Below are 17891 nucleotides of genomic sequence, written 5' to 3'. Positions count from 1 at the left end.
ATGAAAAAGAAAATGAACATACATGAGGAAGTGGATAAAACCTTGAGGTCGCTGGATAACATTGAACCGGCAAAGACCGATGCGTTCTTCTATAGCCGACTTACCGCAAAATTTGACCGTAGGAATGAGAATAATTACCAACTTTCCGATAAAACCGAATTTGGCTTTAAAGTGGCAGTTGCAGCAGTACTGATCATGGTATCACTGAACCTGATCTCACTCATTCAATTTCAACCGGCCAATGATACTGCTGAGCCAGCCACACCTACCGAAAACTGGGCAGAGGAATTTACTGCCAGTTACCAGGTGCTGGACATTGAGTATTACGAAACCCTTGAGCAAGAATAACATGGAATTATCGAAAAAATATACATGGGCATTATCCGGACTGGTGATCATGGTGGTACTGAATGCCATCATTTTAGTCTCTGTTTGGATGGATCAAAATGATGGCCGTGATTGGCATAAGAATCGTGAAAATGACCGAGACAGAAATAGTTCGCAGCATTTCATAAAGAATGAGTTAGGGCTGACCGAAGAACAGTCTGAAAAGATGGATGCGCTAAGACGCGAACATTTTGGGGAGATCCGGTCTATAAAAAGAGACCTGGATAATACCCGCCGTTCCTACTTAAATTACGTTCTTATGAACGAAAAACATGACCCTGAAATGCGAGATTCCCTGGTTAAATCGCTTACACGAGGCTATGCAGAGATCGAAGAGTCTCTGTATGTGCACATGCAGGACATCCGGGAGATCCTTAATGATGAACAGGCTGAACGCTTCAAAGAATTCATGCAACGTCACGGGCAGCAAGAAAATGAACGAAACAGACGTAAAAACCGGGACTGATCTTATATTTTCTACCCCTTTGCTTTCTAGCTGATCAGTTCGAAGTTCGAGGGATTTATCCGTATCTTTGGAGTCTATGACAATTACTGACACGACCCAAAAAACCGACCTTAAAGCCCTTACCAAAGACGAACTGAATCACTTTTGTTCAGAGCTTGGCTTACAGAGCTTTCGCTCAGATCAGATCTTCCAATGGTTATACCAAAAAGGTGTCTCTGATTTTGAGGATATGACCAATCTTTCCAAGGATCTAAGAGAAAGACTGCGTGAGATCGCCACGATCAACCGTATCAAACCGGTACAACAGCAGGAATCTCAGGACGGCACCATAAAGTTTCTGTTTCAACTGACGGATGAAGGAAAAGACTATAAAGTGGAAGCCGTTCTCATTCCCGATTTCTTTGCGGATGGCGCCGCACGAAGATTGACCGTTTGTGTTTCCTCTCAGGTAGGATGTGTTTTTGGATGTGCCTTTTGCGCCACCGGAAAAATGGGACTGTTCCGTAACCTCACGCACGGTGAGATCGTGGACCAGGTTCAGTATATAAATGATCTGGCCGAAGAAAAATATGGTAAAAAGATCACCAATATCGTTTACATGGGAATGGGTGAACCTCTCCATAATTACAAGGCCATTGTCAATTCAGCCCATATCATTTCTGACCCATTGAGTATTGAACTTTCACCTAAACGAATTACGGTGTCAACAGTGGGTCTTACCAAACAGATCAAAAAACTGGCAGATGATCAGGAAGAATTTAATCTCGCCATATCCCTTCATGCAGCTACTGATGCTAAGCGTGACGAGATCATGCCTATCAACAGTTCCATGAATCTGGAAAGTCTTGAAGAGTCGGTAAAATACTACCACAGGGCGACTGAAAAGCCTATCACTTACGAATACCTGCTATTCGATGATTTCAATGATAGTCCTCAGGATGCACGGGATCTGGCCAGGATCGTTAAATGGGTGCCGAGCAAGGTCAACATCATCATGTATAATAACGTTGCCGGTGTGGAGCTTAAAAGAGCTCGTGAAGAACGCCTCGATAATTTTATGCGGGAACTCATCAAAAATGATGTAAGGGCTACCGTTCGGCGAAGTCGCGGGGATGATATAGATGCCGGGTGTGGTCAGTTGGCCATCCGGGAAGGGGCTCCAAAAGGTAAAACTATGGCTAAGGCTTAAAAAAGAAAGTGAAAAGTACTCAGGATACAGGATTCAGTTCTCGACACTGAATCCTGTACCCAAGTCCCTTCTTAGTCAATCATTGTAAATATCCGGTCAAATTGGGGAACCCAATTTCTGATGGAAAACCACACAATGGTCGCCTTTCCGATCAGGTGATCTTCAGGGACAAATCCCCAGAATCTAGAATCCATGCTGTTATCCCGGTTATCTCCCATCCCAAAGTAGTAATTCTGCTTAATGGTATAGGTGTTCGTTTCTTCTCCGTTTATGATGATCGTATCGCCCTCTCTTCTCAGGTCATTTCGTTCGTAACGCTCAATGATATCCTTGTAAATAAACCAGTTCTGATCATTCAACTGGATCTCTTGTCCCTCAAATGGAACTACGATCTCGCTCATTTGATCAGGATTATTAAAAGCTTTGGAGAATTCTCCCTGACTTTGTGTATAATTTCTGTCAACTGAATTTTCGGGCGTGATATTCAGGTACATGGTATCTACCTCGGCCCAGCCACTGACCTGCTCGGCTACCTGATCGGTCATGTTCACTATATAAGTGTTATTGTTGTCGTAGCCGATCAATTCTCCACCAACGGATTCCATTTTAGCACTGCTCAGGCGAATACGATCATCCATTCTGAGTACATAGTGTTTCTGTACTCCCTCATGATCTTTTTCACGCTCCCCGTTTATATATAATACTTTGTCTTTGATAGATATCGTATCTCCGGGTATTGCAACGGCCCGCTTGATATAATTTGTTTTTTGCGATACCGGTTTAACTTCCCAGGGCACATTAAAAACAAAGATATCATTGCGCTCAACATCTCTCAAACCTGGCAAACGAGTCCACGGAAGTTTTACACCGGGAACACAAGCTCCCTGAATAAAAGGAATACACAAGGCCATTGGAGTCCTGGGGCCGTAAGTGATATTTGATACGATGAGCAAGTCGCCGGTCATCAGGGTATTTTCCATAGAGGGAGTAGGTATCTTGTATGAACCAAACACAAATGCCCTAAGAATTGCTGCAGCAATAAATGCGAAAAGGATCGCATCCAGCCATTCCCTGAGCCAGGATTTCGCCTTCTTATTCTCTTCTTCTACCTTAGCCTTCTTTTTTTGCCAGTATGAGCTGCTATCCTGATTATCAGGAGTCTTATCGTCTTTCAAATTCTGCTTTATTTTGTATTAATGTGTGAAGGTTTCTTGATCTCTTCCTTCTTGTATTCACCTGCCAAATACGACACCTTATACCATTGGCTTCTTTCCGGTGAATAAAAATAGTCAACATATTCTTTGGGAGATGCATCCCTGAGTTCTTTTGTAAGGGTCCGCTTGACCTGTGGCATAAGATCTACATAACGGCTCGCTCCAACATAAACCAAACCATTGTCAAAGGGGCCTTCAAGGTCCAGCACCATCATGGGGATGTATCCATCAATGATGAACCAATATTCGAATTGAATGGATTTGCCATCCCTCAGGTAGCCATCTTTTTCGATGATGTCTTCTACAGTTTGGGTTGGGTCTCCGTAAGCACTTTGAAGTACTGCACGGATCTCAATTGCAGGCATTCTGTCCAGTTCATTGAAGTTAAATCCCTGTCCTGTCCACTTGATGTCTGAAAATTGTTGCTGAAATTTAGCCCGATCTTCATTGCTTACCTTCTTGATGACCGGTTCTTCAAACTGTGCCTGGGCAGCAGTTGAGATCATGACCATCATGATGAAAAAGAATAATACGCGTTTCATTAAGTTCTGCATAGTTTTTACCTGTCGTCTTCGTCCATAGATAGAACAGCAAGAAAGGCTTCCTGTGGAATTTCCACAGTTCCTACTTGCTTCATTCGTTTTTTACCGGCCTTTTGTTTCTCTAAAAGTTTTCTTTTTCGAGAAATATCACCGCCATAACATTTAGCGGTCACGTCTTTACGCATTGCCCGGACAGTATCTCGTGCAATGATCCTGTTTCCGATCGCCGCCTGTACAGCTACTTCAAACTGTTGCTGAGGAATAAGTTCCTTTAATTTTGCACAAACTTTACGCCCAAGGTGGTAAGCCTTGTCTCTGTGCGTTATACTCGAAAGGGCATCCACTTGATCCCCGTTCAACAGGATATCTAAACGGACCAGATCACCTTTTCGGTATTCAATAAATTCGTAATCCAGTGAGGCATAACCTCTGGTTCCGGATTTGAGACGATCGTAGAAATCAAATACGACCTCTGCCATTGGTAATTCATACGTAATTTCAACGCGATTATTTTGCATGAATAACTGATTCACGTAAATACCCCGCCGATCCTGGCATAATTTCATTACAGGACCAATATAATCAGCCGGGGTAATAATGCTTGCCTTGATGTATGGCTCATAAATATCTTCAATATCACCTACGGCCGGCATCTGGCTCGGGTTATCCACCTGTATACGATCTCCTTCCACCAGCTCCACTTCGTACTGAACGTTCGGTACGGTAGTTATGATGTCAATATCGAACTCTCTATCCAGTCGTTCCTGAACGATCTCCATGTGTAATAGGCCCAAAAAACCTGCCCTGAATCCGAAACCAAGAGCTTTTGAGGTCTCCGGTTCGTAGGTCAGTGATGCATCATTCAGCTGTAATTTTTCAAGAGCCGCCCGAAGATCCTCAAAGTCATCTGCATTGGTTGGAAAAATTCCACTGAAAACCATTGGCTTTGCTTCCTGATATCCAGGGATTGGTTCAGTGGCCGGATTATTTACTTTCGTGATGGTATCACCCACACGGACATCCTGCAATGATTTCACACTTCCGATCACATACCCTACCTCTCCGGCATGAAGCTCCTTGGTAGGCTCTTGCTTCATTTTCAGATACCCTATCTCTTCAGCATTATATTCTTGATGGTTCGACATGAACTTAAAGAGGTCCCCCTTTCTAAGTACTCCCTCCATAACCCTTACATAAGCGATAGATCCACGATAAGTGTTAAATATTGAATCAAAGATAAGTGCCCTCAAAGGTTTATCCTCTTCCCTCTTAGGACCTGGAACTTTATCCACGATCTCTTCAAGAAGTTCATCCACTCCCTCACCGGTTTTCCCGGAAACATGTAGAATGTCTTCGTATTCACACCCAATCAGGTCTACGATCTGTTGACCAATACCCTCAGGGTCAGCTCCCGGCAGATCGATCTTATTAAGAACCGGAATGATCTCTAAATTTTGTTCGATTGCCTGATACAGGTTTGAAATAGTCTGCGCTTCAATTCCCTGAGCAGCATCAACCACCAAAATAGCTCCTTCACAGGCTTTCAATGCGCGGGAAACCTCATAGGCGAAATCAACATGGCCCGGTGTATCTATCAGGTTGAAAATATATTTTTCACCATTTGGACGTTTATAATCCATACGGATCGCATGACTCTTGATAGTAATACCACGCTCACGCTCCAGGTCCATATCGTCCAGCATTTGCTCTTTCATATCCCGTTCGCTTATAGCGCCGGTTTTCTGCAGAAGACGGTCTGCCAGAGTTGATTTCCCATGATCGATATGGGCAATGATGCAAAAATTTCGAATGTTATTCATGAATTGAATAGGATAAGGGTGCGTCTCACTTTAAACCATAAAGATACAAAGAAGGCAGGAGCTGTTAAAATATGGTTAATGGTTATTTATGAACTCTCAAATGAGTTATATGTTGTTTAACCTCTAAACCAATTTAACACAAGGCCTGTTCACTATTTATTCACCTATATGCTTATGAGTCCCTTTAGAGTGGCGTTTTCGAAGCTTTTTTATGACTTTATGCAGTGGTATTTCCTTTTCAGCCAACAGCAGCATCAGGTGAAAGATCAGGTCAGCTGATTCATTTATGGTCTCTTTGTCTTTCGAATTCTTAGATGCGATCACCGTTTCAACCGCTTCTTCTCCTACTTTTTGAGCGATCTTGTCAATACCTTTTTTGAACATGGACGTCGTATAGGAGCCATCAGGCATTTCCTTTTTTCGATCATAGATGAGTTCTTCCAGCTCAATTAAAAATTCAAAGTCTTTCTCTGTGATGGTTTTTATATCAGCCATTTTACCGTTTAGTTTTTTTTAGCGGGTTTGAAGTTCTCCTTTTTAGACCACCTATACAATGTAATTCCAAAAATTTAATATGGTATTTCAAACCAAAACATTTTCCAATACTGACAAATGAGTCTTACCTGACCTGTTCACCTTCATTTTCACCATATCCGGTCATTTCTATAAAACCGTTACCGGTGATCACCTCTCCATTCATTATCCCATCTATTTTCAATACTCCCTCATAATATCTCACAGAAACATCCATTTCCTGATCTGAAAAAACTGTTGATAACTGCAGTTCAATGCCATTACCCGGAATGGTCAGGGACCATTGTGAAGGGTACTCAGCATTACTATGGGGGCTTTTCCAGGTATCAAGTACTTCAAGGGTAACATCCCCCGGTTTAAAATTAGTTTTGTTACCATCAGGATCTATGATGGAACCATTGGTAAACTGACTTACCGACCCATCAGAGTTCCTCAACTGATAATACATGATCTCATAATTATTGGATAACTGTATAGAGAACCAGTCCCACCCTTCCTGCTCTTCTCCCAGGGCTGAAGTACTCCATTCATGGTCCATCCAGCTGTACCCTTCAACATTATATTTTTGTCCATCCTTGGTAATTACGCCCTCCGTATCCATTCTTGTAAAGGCCAGATAATAGGAAGCATTTCCGTCCTCAGGTCCCTTTGGATCATAGCCATCTTCGCCTTGTAGAACCAACGGTTTCGCCGGGGTAATTTTAAGATCCAATGATGAACCATCTTCCATTTCCGCACTGATGTTAACCGGAAAATTCCTATCGTCCTCGGCATATGTGTCTATTCTGCTTATCTCCCAGTCTTCTAGCCAGATCCTGTGTGGATCTGCCTGCGAACCCGCCAATCCTGCTGCTCCACGACTATACCTTTCCTCAAAAACATGATCTTCATTCTCTACATCTGCAATAGCAAAATGACCGAGATACAACTGGTTGGTATTCCAATCCTCGTTATAAGCCATATCTATCTCATTTGGATCGGGTGGGGTCATCTGGCTTCTGAATATGGTAAATTGATATCCGAACTGCCTGCCCTCTTCTGTGAATACATTTCCGGTGTAGTACCACCATTCGGTTCTGAAGCCCGGATGCGGACCGTGATCCTGAGGAAATATAAATTCTCTTGGACCGGTAGCTCTCAGATATCCTTCACTGCTTCCTCCGCCCATAGCTTCAGCAACAGAAACGGAAGCTCGGATCTCTTTGTCATCCTGTTGGACATTCCAGATCCCATAACCGATCAGGGTTATAAGGAGGGCCACTACTAAACTCCAAATTACTTTATTCATAATATCATACTGGTTTAAAATGCCTTATTCATTTCTGAGTGCATCAGCCGGATTTGCTTCTGCCATTTTCCTGGATGGATAAATTCCCGCAAGCAGGGCAGCTATAAATGCGAGTCCGACAGCCTGCAGTAGCACTTCCGGAGAAATCATAAACTGAAGTGTCCAGCCAAAGGACCTCAAATTGATCACATAAACCAGGATATAAGCCATCAGAATGCCCAGTGGTACAGAAAGTATACCGGCCATGATCCCCATGACTCCGGTTTGACTGATCACATAATTCCATAGCTGTCCCGGGGTCATACCATTAGCCCTTAGCACAGCCAGTTCCCTTGACCTTTCCAGCTGCAGTGCCATCAATGCGCTGAGTACTCCCATAAATGCAACGATTATTGCAAGCAATCTTAATACGACAGTAACTGTAAACGTTCGGTCAAATATTTCGATCGATGCCTCCCTCAGTCCGCGATTCGATCTGATAAATACATCCTGCATTCCATCTGTTCGCTCTCTGAGTTTTGTTACGAGTTCATCAACATCGACACCACTCTTAGCATAAAGAGCCAACCCTGAGATAGCGTCATCATTGAAATATTGATCATAAATATTCCGGTTCATTGTGATCGTACCTATATCTGACGCATAATCAAAGTTTATGGCTTTTATGATGAAGGGCACATCTCCTGAATCTGTATTGATCACCAGTGTATCGTTCAAGCCTACACCTTTTCGATACGCATATACCTCAGAGACCATGATCAGATCTTCTGAATCATAGCGTTGCCAGAAATTGTCCTCCCCAGATTTAAGCTGATAGGCTTCTTTAGCTGCCTCTCCGTGATCGATAGCAACCAAATTATCAGTTCCAAAGTTGGTTCTGACATCTACACTTCTTACAGATCCTGCCCGTTCAACACCTTCTGTTGCTTTTAATACTTCAATTAGTTCAGGTTCTAGTTCTGAATCAGCGGTTCTGGCCACTGAACTTGGCGGCTGAATATAAACATCTGCCTGAAGCTGAGATTCCAGCCAGGAGACGACTGTGGTTCTGAAGCTATCCACCATTACCCCAACTCCAACGGTCGCTGCAACTGCTACCACCAATGCGGCAATTGCCACCGAGGTTCTGCTAAGTTCTGTTACAACTCCCCTGACTGCCATTTTACCTATCATACCGTTAACTGCCCCGAATAGTGGGCGAAATAGCTTTGCCATACCAACTATCAATCCCGGCACCATGAGTGAAAATCCGACGATCATAAACAACAAAGAGGAGTATCCGGCTGCAATACCACCTTGTGGTATGAACAGCATCAGCACTCCTGCAACACCGACCAGTAACCCAATACCAGCCAGCGGTTTGATCCTGTTCAAGATCTTAGATTCATTCGATGATCGCTTCAATACAGTTGTGACCTCTGCATTAGCAGCCTCTCTTGCCGGCCAGTAGGCTGCTATCATGGTGGCTCCTAGTCCAAGCCCCAAGCCCTTTAATATTGAGAACAGACCTATAGACAATTGCTGAACCGAGAGTACATAATACAGATCGTTTATGGATTGGGTCACCAACTGGACCAATATCTGAGCAAGAAAGATCCCGGCAATAATTCCAAGTACTGTTCCCAAAACACCTATGAATAAGGCTTCTTTAAGTATCGTAAATAGTATTTCATTCTTTGAAACACCCAAAGCTCTCATTCTGCCGATAAGTGGTCTGCGTTGAACCACTGAGAAGGTCATGGTATTGTATATCAAAAACATACCAACAAGCAAGGCCAGCATACTGAGTGCCTGCAGGTTGAACTCAAAGGCGCGAGTCATTTGTGCTACTGTCTCAGTTCGGGAATCGGACCTGATGATCGAAGCTCCTTCCGGTAACACTGTTTCTATTCTTTGTTTTAGACTTTCCTGTCCTTCCTCATTCAGGATCAGATCGATCCTGGATAGTTTTCCATCCATACCAAAGAACCTTTGAGCCGTGTTGATATCGACCAACAGTAAACTTTCCAATGCCTGTCTGCTTCTATCGTTTTCAACTTCTATCAAGCCAATTAGCTCCAATTGAAAAGGATTTCCCCCTACCCTAACGACCAATGTATCCCCCGCCTGGACCCCAATTTCATTGGCAGTGGCTTCTGATATAAGCCCTGTATTTTTACCGCTTATAAATGCTGACAGGTCAATTCCGGCCTGCTGGCTGGCAAAATCCCTGAACGGGGCTTCTGCTATTGGGTCGACCCCAAGTACCTGCATTGTTCGGTTCAAGCCATCAACACTGGCATATCCTTCCACTACAGGTGACGACTGTCTGACCTTTACATCGATCCTGATGGAACGATACACGGATTCATCAAGATCTTCGGCAGCCCCTCTTATCTGATGAGTTGCCTTCCCGGTTACGGCTTCTGTTGAAAGTTCAAAGGCTTTTTCTGCACTGCTGTTGGAAAGATCAATAGATACTACCACTGCTACTCCCAACGCAACACCGAGTATTGATAAACCAAAATGCCAGGGATGTTGTAATAAAAAACGAAAACTGGAAAGCCAGAGCAGATCCTTGTTTTTAAAACTCATCAGGCACCTTCAAATTCGGTTACATCATGTAGCTTGCCACCCTGCAGTTCAACCACCCGATCGGCAATGGAACAAATGTCACGATCGTGGGTGGCAAGAATGATCGTTCTACCATTATCTCTAACAAGTTTATTCAATATATCCAGGATCTTCTTCCCTGTCTCATAATCCAGGTTCCCCGTTGGCTCATCGGCCAGTATAAGCATCGGCTCATGGGCCAGTGCCCTGGCAATTGCCACCCTTTGCTGTTCTCCTCCGGACAATCGGTCAGGATAACTGTTACCCCTGTCTCCCAACCCCACAGCTTTCAAAAAATTTCCTGCTTTCTCTAACCGACTTTCATCTTCTATACCTTTTAATTTCAGAGGCAGTAAAACGTTTTCCTCTGCGGTAAGTGTAGAGATCAGGTTAAATGATTGAAAAACGAATCCAATATTCTTCCGTCTGAACAGAGTACGTTCTTTTTCATTCAATTGGGCAAGATCCGTTCCACCTATACTGATCTGCCCGGAATCCGGCCGGTCAATGCCACTTATCAGATTGAGCATGGTGCTTTTTCCTGAACCCGACCTTCCCAAAAGAACGAGCATTTGGCCTTCATTTACGGTCAATTCAAGCTCATTGAGAACTAAACGTTCTTTTTCTCCCTCTTGATAACTCTTATTTACTTTGGTCAGGGATATATGTGATTCGGTTTTCATCCAGATGTTATTTTATTTGTTGCTCCGACCAAACATCTGCGATCCACGAATTGTTCCTTTCTTAATGACTATGAAGTGAATCTAATATGTTTCCATTACTTGATTTAAAACACTGTTTGTGGCACGCCACCCAAAATCCTCTAGCGCAAGCGTCCCGCTTGTGCGAGGTTAATTTAGGGTAATTGATTAGTTACCCACTGGTCCAAGCGGGACGCTTGAACCAGGTGGTAAGAACCAGGTAGTGACGATAACTTTAGAAGTAGACGCAAAGAGATTTCACTAGTCATCGTGACTCTATAAACGTGTAGAAATCTCAATTTAAATGGTTTTGTAAATAGAAACGTTTTTTCTCCTCAAACCCGCCTCCTATTCAATAATCCTGCGTTTAATAAATTTTGTAAGGATTATTGCTAAACATGCTCTTACATGTAAAAAGGTACCATGAGTAGAAAATACAAGATACTTAATCCCCATCAGCCATATTTTGTTACGTGCACTGTAATTAAGTGGCTGAAAATATTTAATCAATCCAGCCATACAAATATACTTTTGAGCAGTTTACAATATTGCCAAGACCGTAAAGGATTGCTGATCTATGGTTGGTGCTTCATGCCGAATCATCTTCATATGATAATGGGATCTCAAAAAGAACCACTTTCTAATATCCTGAGGGATTTTAAAAGTTATACATCTCGTCAGATTAGAAGAGAAATGTCTACTAAACTCTATGATCCTGAAATCTCATCCATATATCAGCAAATGATTCAGGCAGGAACCAATAACAGTAACAATAAGGACTGGCAACTTTGGCAGCAACACAATCAACCGAAGGAATTATTTTCACGTAAAGTTGCCAGGCAAAAGTTAGATTACATTCATTTCAACCCTGTTAAAGCAGGGCTAACTAAAACTCCTCAGAGTTGGCTTTACAGTAGTGCTTTAGATTACTCAGGTGGAAGTGGGCTTTTAAAAATTACTTACTTACAATAATCTTGCTTCTTTGAATAACCCAAACTAAAAACATCCACTAACGCAAGCATCAGGCTTGTGCGAGGTTAATTTGGTGTGATTGATTAGTTACCCACTGGTCCAAGCGGGACGCTTGAACCAGGTTTGGTTGTACGCCTGAATTAGATATCACAAGACGCTTAAACCGGTTATGGCCATACACTGGAATCAAAAATAGAAAGACAATTGAACCGGTGTTATTTTATCAGGGTCACTATACCGACCCAATTATCCAATGTTTTTTGGGTAACTCTAAATACATACCCATAACTTTAGGGCGAATCAAAAAAACAATATTATGCAAACCATCCCTGCAATCGACCTATTGAATGGTCAGGCTGTTCGCCTCCACAAAGGTTCTTACGAAGAAGTCACTGTTTACGATAAATCCCCGTTAAATCAGGCTACTAAATTTAAAGAAGCCGGTTTTGACCATATTCATGTAGTCGACTTGAATGGTGCAAAAGAAGGAAAATTTGTAAACCTTCCATATATAAAAGAGATCATTTCAGAACTTGGAATTTCAGTACAGACCGGTGGAGGGATCCGTAGTTTTGAAGATGTGGAAATGCTTTTAGACGCCGGGCTTTCAAAAGTGATCTGCAGCTCAATGGCGATCAAAAATGAAAAAGACTGGCTGAAGTCCCTGGATAAATATTCTGAAAATATGATCCTTGGAATGGACCTGAAAGATGGTAAAATTGCTTACTCCGGCTGGCTTGAAACTGCTGAGGAATCCGTGGAATCTTTTTTAAGCCGCATGATAGACAATGGCCTTCAGGAAGTTCTTTGTACCGATATTTCAAAAGACGGCACACTTACCGGACCTAATTTTGATCTATATCAGGATCTTAACCATAGTTTCCCAGACATTAGATTGATCGCTTCGGGAGGTGTTTCTTCATTAGATGATCTCAATAAACTCAATGATGCCAATATTCAGGCCGTTGTCGTTGGAAAGGCTTATTACGAAGGCAGGATTTCACTTGAAGAGATGGCTAATTTCAATAAATGATCATTTACTTTTGACTGGTCTGTTGGTCCGGCTATGAATATATAGATTCCCTTCCTCATCTTTATAGCCCAGGTCACCGGTCTCATAGAAATCGTCTGTGTATGCTGTTTTTGACCGGACTAAGATCGGTTCGGGTTTGTTTATTGTTCCGTTACATCTCAGATCTACTCCCTTGATCGGTCGCCCGCAACAGCGATGCTCATCATTGATCACATCCGGCAGGTTTTTGTATTTATAGACTGTGATCAATCCCCCTGCTTCTGTTTGGCCATATCCCTGAAATAGATCCACACATCTTTCTGAAATAGCTACCAGTTCCATAGGTTTTAAAGGTGTTCCTCCAAAAACTATCTTGGGCACATTCCATTTGAAATCCAATAAGCCATTCAAAACAGCCGGCACGGTTAACAGAACATCGGGTTTGAATTGCTGAATAGCCTCATACCATTTCTTTTCATCCCCTTTTTGGGTTGCTATAAATTGATACTCATTATCATAATGTTCAGCCATCAATGCCCAGCTAAGTCCGGCCACATGCCACGGTGAAGCGAGGATCAGCAATCTATGCCTTGGTTCGATCTCAAATGCTGATCGAGTGTTTAATGCATTATTGATCAGGTTATCGAAGGCATTCCATATGCATTTAGGCGTTCCCGTAGTTCCACTGGAAAATAAACCTACGAATTTACCCTCACCTTCATATTTCCCGATCTCCGGATTTTTATCTCTGTAGTAAGGCGGGATTATCAGCCATGAATCCTCTGAATCCATGATTTTATCAACGAGTATTTTTGGGTCTTTCGTTATCTGGAGTCTTTTATACTTCATTATTTTACTTTTTAGTAAATAAACCTTTGATACCTGAGGCTACGTTCAATTATTTATCAATTTAATTACATGATTCAATAAAAAGTGCAGGGGATAATTTTCTATATTATACCTCGTAAATATCCTGCACAAACTCAGTTAATGTTGTGCGGTTATTTAGAATATCAAGAAGTCTATGCTTACAAGAAGAATTATTCCCTGCCTGGATATCAAAAATGGGCGAACAGTAAAAGGTGTGAATTTTGAAGGTCTGCGTGATGCAGGTGATCCCGTTGAGCTCGCCAAGCGATATAGTGAGGAAGGTGCAGATGAACTGGTCTTTCTGGATATCACTGCCACTTTGGAAAAACGTAAAACCCTCAAAGAACTTGTCAGGAAGATCGCAGCAGAGATCAACATCCCATTTACAGTTGGCGGAGGCATTAAAACGATCGAAGAGATTGAAGAACTTCTGAAATCAGGAGCCGATAAAGTTTCACTGAACAGCAGTATCGTTAAGAATCCTGATCTCATCAATGAAGCCTCAAGAAATTTTGGCGCTCAGGCTGTAGTAGCTGCCGTTGATGCCAAAAAAACCGGTAACAGCTGGAATGTATTTATCAAAGGTGGGACTGAAGATACCGGTCTGGATGCCATAGAATGGATGCAGGAAGTTGAACAACGTGGTGCCGGTGAGATCTTACTCACCAGCATGGATAGAGACGGGACCAAAGCCGGCTTTGACATTGAGCTATTGAAGAAAGTTAATGAGATTGTTCGTATACCTGTTATAGCCAGCGGTGGCGCCGGAAATATTCAGCATTGTATAGATGCTGTTCTGCAGGCAAACGCTGATGCTGTTCTGGCAGCAAGTATCTTTCATTTCAAGGAAGTGGAGATCAAAGATCTCAAAGATGAGATGCTGAAAAACGGCATTGATGTCAGGCCTTACCTAGACTGAACAATAGTTCAACTGACATCCAGCAGATATACGTCACTGGCTACTGAATGACCAACGACCTGCTCATTTTCGCCTTCGAGTCTTATCTTTACAGGCCCATTGAATGGTGCTTTTTCCAGGATCTCAACTTTTACCCCGGGTATTATCCCAATTTTCTCCAGATATCTTAGCTTTTCAGGATCCTGGTCTTTTACCCTTCCTACAACGTAGCTGGTATTTTCCTCAGCTTTAGTGATGGAAAGTCTGGCCATATCAGGAACTACACCCTCCTTGGTTGGAATAGGATCCCCATGAGGGTCGTGAGTAGGGTGATTCAAGAGTTCCGCAATACGGTCTTCAAATTGCTCTGAGATATGATGCTCCAGGTTTTCTGCTTCATCATGCACCTCATCCCAGGAATACCCCATCACATCCCGTAAATAAAGCTCCAAAAGCCGATGATGTCTGACAACCTCCAACGCGATCTTTTTGCCGGACTCTGTCAATGTAGCCCCCTTATAGGACTGATATTCAAGCAAATTCATCTTAGCCAGCTTCTTCAACATATTAGTTACCGAGGCCGAAGATACATCAAGAGCGTTAGCAATATTTGTGGTGGTTGCAGTGTCTCCTTCTGTCTGTAATATGTAAACTGCTTTGAGGTAATCCTCTACAGACTGACTTAGTCCCATAGGTTTAAATAATTGTTGAAAATTGATCTGGATGATTTAATTTCCAATGATACGGAAAAATCACCTATTGATTAGCGGATGCATCAGCTTTTATGATAACGAGGGTCATGTCATCGTGTTGTTTTGCCAATCCCTTGAACTCATTTACATCGCTGACTATTCGTTTCATGATCTCTTCTGACGATCCCTTCCGAATATTCCTGACCAGTTCCCTGAGGCGGTCTTCACCGTAAAAACGCCCTCCGGCATCAAGCATTTCAGTGATACCATCAGTATAAAGAATTAATACATCCCCTTCTTTGAGTTTTAATTCAGCCTCCTCAGTACATTCAATAAAATTATCTCCTTTTGCTACTCCAATTCCCAATCCTCTGGGCTTTATCCATTCAGCAGAACCATTATTTTTAACCAACAGCATAGGATTATGACCTGCACGGGCAAAGGTAAAGGTTCGTTTTTTTGCCTCAAATATTCCGTAGATCATAGAAATGAAAGTACCCCGGGTGGCATTTTCGTTGAATAGCCTATTTAGCTGGTTCAATAACTCAACCGGAGAAAGGATCAAAGCGCTTAAACTGTGTAGAACCCCTTTAGTGAAGGTCATATAGAATGCAGCCCGGATCCCTTTACCACTTACATCTCCTATGGCAATAGCAACCCTTTGTTCTCCCAGCGAGATCATGTCATAATAGTCCCCACCGGTTTCCTGTGCCGGAATACATATTCCTGCCATATCAATTCCGGGCATGCTCTGAATTTTAGAAGGTAAAAAAGTATGCTGTACGGCACGGGCTATCGAAAGCTCTTGCTTTACCCTTTGCTCCTTTGCCTGATCTTCTATATAAGTGGGTACATATTCAGGCAACTCTTTTCTTTCGCTTCCTTTTGCAACAAAATAGATCCCCATTATTGCAGCAAACGCAAGTACCAGTAGAAACAGATAAAAAGTGTTTGCGTCTGGAGAATCACTTATAACCCAACCTTTAGCTGTGGAAAGAAAATTCAGGTATACAAAGAAACCCAGCACTACAGTCAGAAAATCATAACGCAGATAAAAATACCCTAAGAGTAAACCGACTGCACTTCTCATCCCACGGTTCAGGATGTCCGGCTCAATATTGAAAGGCAGGACATCCACCAGGCCAAATAAGGCTGCACTAAGAATAAGTATGGCGTAATCTTTATTGATCAGGCTTCTGATCTGATTTCCTATGATCAGGTAGATCGAAACGATAACCAGGAGTACAGTGATCACAGTAACGAGCAGGTTAGCTACTGAGGGAAGAATAAATTGATCAGATAGTAGTCCTGCTCCCGCTGAAACATAGGCAGATGGTATCTGATTGAGGAATAAACCGGTAATACCTGCAAGTAAACCACCAATACCGATCGCATTCACTATGGCCCACCCAACCGGTTTATTTACGAACAGACCGCTTCTTATAAGGTCCCAGCTTTTTAATTTCTCAGGCCAATATTGTCTGGTGATCGAATCACTAACCGCTGTTAAGACAAAGAATGCAACCGCACTGATGGCCCCCATCACCCCGACAAAAAGCATTCCATTAAGAACTTGACTTACATCTATGACCTGCCATAGAAAGTCAAAGGAATTAAAAAACTGAAGGATCCAGAAACCCGGAACTGCAAAACCGGCAAGCACTGCTACTATCATAGCCGGGCGGGTATCAACGGCACGAGCTTTAATCCGCATATAAAAGATGAAGAATAACCAGATCACAAAAACCAGGATCACAAACAATGCCATGGATTCCAGGATGTCCGAAAGTTCTTCATTTGCAGGTTTCAATTTCGGCGACAGGCTATAGTTCAGACTCATTAAGGATCCTGCCGGCAATAACTTCATTGTCAATGAGGCTGATGTTTCAGTTACAGGATCTGTTAAACTCAAAAAGGCTTGTGCATACCTGATATTTGCTTCATCAACAAATCGTACGGAATCACGTGATAGTTCAAAATTACTCCATATAGTCTGTGATAAGTAGAAATCGGCATGTCTCCAGATCAATTTTTCTGTATACAATTCAGATTCGGGACTGTCACTGAATATCCTAAGTTCTTCCGGCAATACCCGATAACGCGATCCATTTTGAGACATTCCATTTAAGTGCTGTACATTTAGCAACCCAGTGATGAGCGAATCTTCCAGTATGCGGGAATAGTTATCTATTTCATTCTCATAGATGTGCTGTATAGCTACCCTGTTGAATGGCCGCTGTTCGATGATCAGATATTGATTGGCTGAAAAAGCCGTTACATTGCCTTTGGTATCAATACTGAGGTCAAGTGTAACCTCATTTTCCACCTCTTCACTGTAAACTTCATTGATCCTCCAGCTAAAAAACGGCAAGTCCTGAATGGTGTTGGAATTCTGCAAGTATTCATCAAGTTCCTTTTTACCGATCTTTTTTTGAAGGGAATCCAGAAAACCGGCTTCTGACTGAAAGGTGGCAACGGGATAAAATGACTGAGTCTGATACTGCCAGCTTTGCAAAACCGAATCAGCTTTGGATAGTATCTCCGCTTTTGAAAGATCCATTTCCGTTATTCTAAAGGGGTGAACTCCCGAAATGGTGTAGAAATAACAGATCATACCGGCGATACCGATGATCACTATCAACAAGTCCCTAAAGTCTTTTTTGCCCTTTTGCATATACTACTCTACGAAAAAATTAAAATAGGTTACAGAATAT

Annotated in this window: 16 protein-coding genes; 6 read left to right on the top strand and 10 right to left on the bottom strand. The window is 42.5% G+C overall.

Features of this window, described 5'->3' with window-relative positions; genetic code table 11:
- From AC13FX_RS09195 to rlmN, 3 genes are all read left to right on the top strand, one after another.
- Positions 1 to 348 carry a hypothetical protein gene (locus tag AC13FX_RS09195; protein ID WP_482880273.1) on the top strand — a complete coding sequence of 116 codons (348 nt, stop codon included), beginning with the start codon at positions 1 to 3 and terminating at the stop codon, positions 346 to 348.
- A 1-nt stretch (position 349) separates the two neighbouring features.
- The gene (locus AC13FX_RS09190; protein WP_482880272.1) at positions 350 to 853 is read left to right on the top strand and encodes a Spy/CpxP family protein refolding chaperone; all 504 of its coding nucleotides are present in this window, start codon (positions 350 to 352) and stop codon (positions 851 to 853) included.
- A 76-nt stretch (positions 854 to 929) separates the two neighbouring features.
- Entirely contained in the window at positions 930 to 2042 is a 1113-nt protein-coding gene (rlmN, locus tag AC13FX_RS09185) for a dual-specificity RNA methyltransferase RlmN (protein ID WP_482880271.1), read from the top strand.
- A 71-nt stretch (positions 2043 to 2113) separates the two neighbouring features.
- On the opposite strand, the gene lepB is transcribed toward rlmN, so the two are convergent.
- The 7 genes from lepB to AC13FX_RS09150 form a co-directional block, all read right to left on the bottom strand.
- The gene (gene lepB / locus AC13FX_RS09180; RefSeq protein ID WP_482880270.1) at positions 2114 to 3217 is read right to left on the bottom strand and encodes a signal peptidase I; all 1104 of its coding nucleotides are present in this window, start codon (positions 3215 to 3217) and stop codon (positions 2114 to 2116) included.
- Between the two features lie 8 nt (positions 3218 to 3225).
- A complete protein-coding gene (locus AC13FX_RS09175) occupies positions 3226 to 3798 on the bottom strand; it encodes a hypothetical protein (RefSeq protein ID WP_482880269.1) in 573 nt (190 codons plus the stop codon).
- A 17-nt stretch (positions 3799 to 3815) separates the two neighbouring features.
- A complete protein-coding gene (lepA, locus tag AC13FX_RS09170; protein WP_482880268.1) occupies positions 3816 to 5618 on the bottom strand; it encodes a translation elongation factor 4 in 1803 nt (600 codons plus the stop codon).
- Between the two features lie 156 nt (positions 5619 to 5774).
- Positions 5775 to 6113 carry a phosphoribosyl-ATP diphosphatase gene (gene hisE, locus AC13FX_RS09165; protein WP_411323102.1) on the bottom strand — a complete coding sequence of 113 codons (339 nt, stop codon included), beginning with the start codon at positions 6111 to 6113 and terminating at the stop codon, positions 5775 to 5777.
- 124 nt (positions 6114 to 6237) lie between these two features.
- Entirely contained in the window at positions 6238 to 7440 is a 1203-nt protein-coding gene (locus tag AC13FX_RS09160) for a lipocalin-like domain-containing protein (RefSeq protein ID WP_482880267.1), read from the bottom strand.
- 24 nt (positions 7441 to 7464) lie between these two features.
- Entirely contained in the window at positions 7465 to 10014 is a 2550-nt protein-coding gene (locus tag AC13FX_RS09155) for an FtsX-like permease family protein (RefSeq protein ID WP_482880266.1), read from the bottom strand.
- Entirely contained in the window at positions 10014 to 10715 is a 702-nt protein-coding gene (locus AC13FX_RS09150; protein ID WP_482880265.1) for an ABC transporter ATP-binding protein, read from the bottom strand. The genes AC13FX_RS09155 and AC13FX_RS09150 overlap by 1 nt, the downstream gene beginning before the upstream one ends.
- Before the next feature lie 441 nt (positions 10716 to 11156).
- On the opposite strand from AC13FX_RS09150, the gene AC13FX_RS09145 reads away from it, so the two are divergent.
- Positions 11157 to 11705 (top strand): REP-associated tyrosine transposase, encoded by a 549-nt coding sequence (locus AC13FX_RS09145; RefSeq protein ID WP_482880264.1) that lies wholly within the window; start codon positions 11157 to 11159, stop codon positions 11703 to 11705.
- Between the two features lie 316 nt (positions 11706 to 12021).
- Positions 12022 to 12738, top strand: coding sequence for a 1-(5-phosphoribosyl)-5-[(5-phosphoribosylamino)methylideneamino]imidazole-4-carboxamide isomerase (gene hisA / locus AC13FX_RS09140; protein ID WP_482880263.1), 717 nt, complete (start codon positions 12022 to 12024; stop codon positions 12736 to 12738).
- Here the strand turns inward: hisA and AC13FX_RS09135 are convergent, their stop codons facing one another.
- Entirely contained in the window at positions 12739 to 13509 is a 771-nt protein-coding gene (locus AC13FX_RS09135; protein WP_482880262.1) for an AMP-binding protein, read from the bottom strand. It lies immediately after the preceding gene.
- 232 nt (positions 13510 to 13741) lie between these two features.
- Here AC13FX_RS09135 and hisF point away from each other — a divergent pair, with 232 nt between their 5' ends.
- Positions 13742 to 14506, top strand: a complete 765-nt coding sequence (gene hisF / locus AC13FX_RS09130; protein ID WP_482880261.1) for an imidazole glycerol phosphate synthase subunit HisF — start codon at positions 13742 to 13744, stop codon at positions 14504 to 14506.
- Between the two features lie 8 nt (positions 14507 to 14514).
- On the opposite strand, the gene AC13FX_RS09125 is transcribed toward hisF, so the two are convergent.
- Both AC13FX_RS09125 and AC13FX_RS09120 read right to left on the bottom strand, forming a co-directional pair.
- Positions 14515 to 15177: a metal-dependent transcriptional regulator gene (locus tag AC13FX_RS09125; RefSeq protein WP_482880260.1), complete on the bottom strand. Its 663-nt coding sequence runs from the start codon at positions 15175 to 15177 to the stop codon at positions 14515 to 14517.
- Between the two features lie 64 nt (positions 15178 to 15241).
- Positions 15242 to 17851 (bottom strand): PP2C family protein-serine/threonine phosphatase, encoded by a 2610-nt coding sequence (locus AC13FX_RS09120; protein ID WP_482880259.1) that lies wholly within the window; start codon positions 17849 to 17851, stop codon positions 15242 to 15244.
- Positions 17852 to 17891: the final 40 nt, after the last annotated feature.

It is taken from the genome of Gracilimonas sp. B-17, from assembly GCF_056857935.1.
This window is presented reverse-complemented; position numbering and strand designations above follow the sequence as displayed.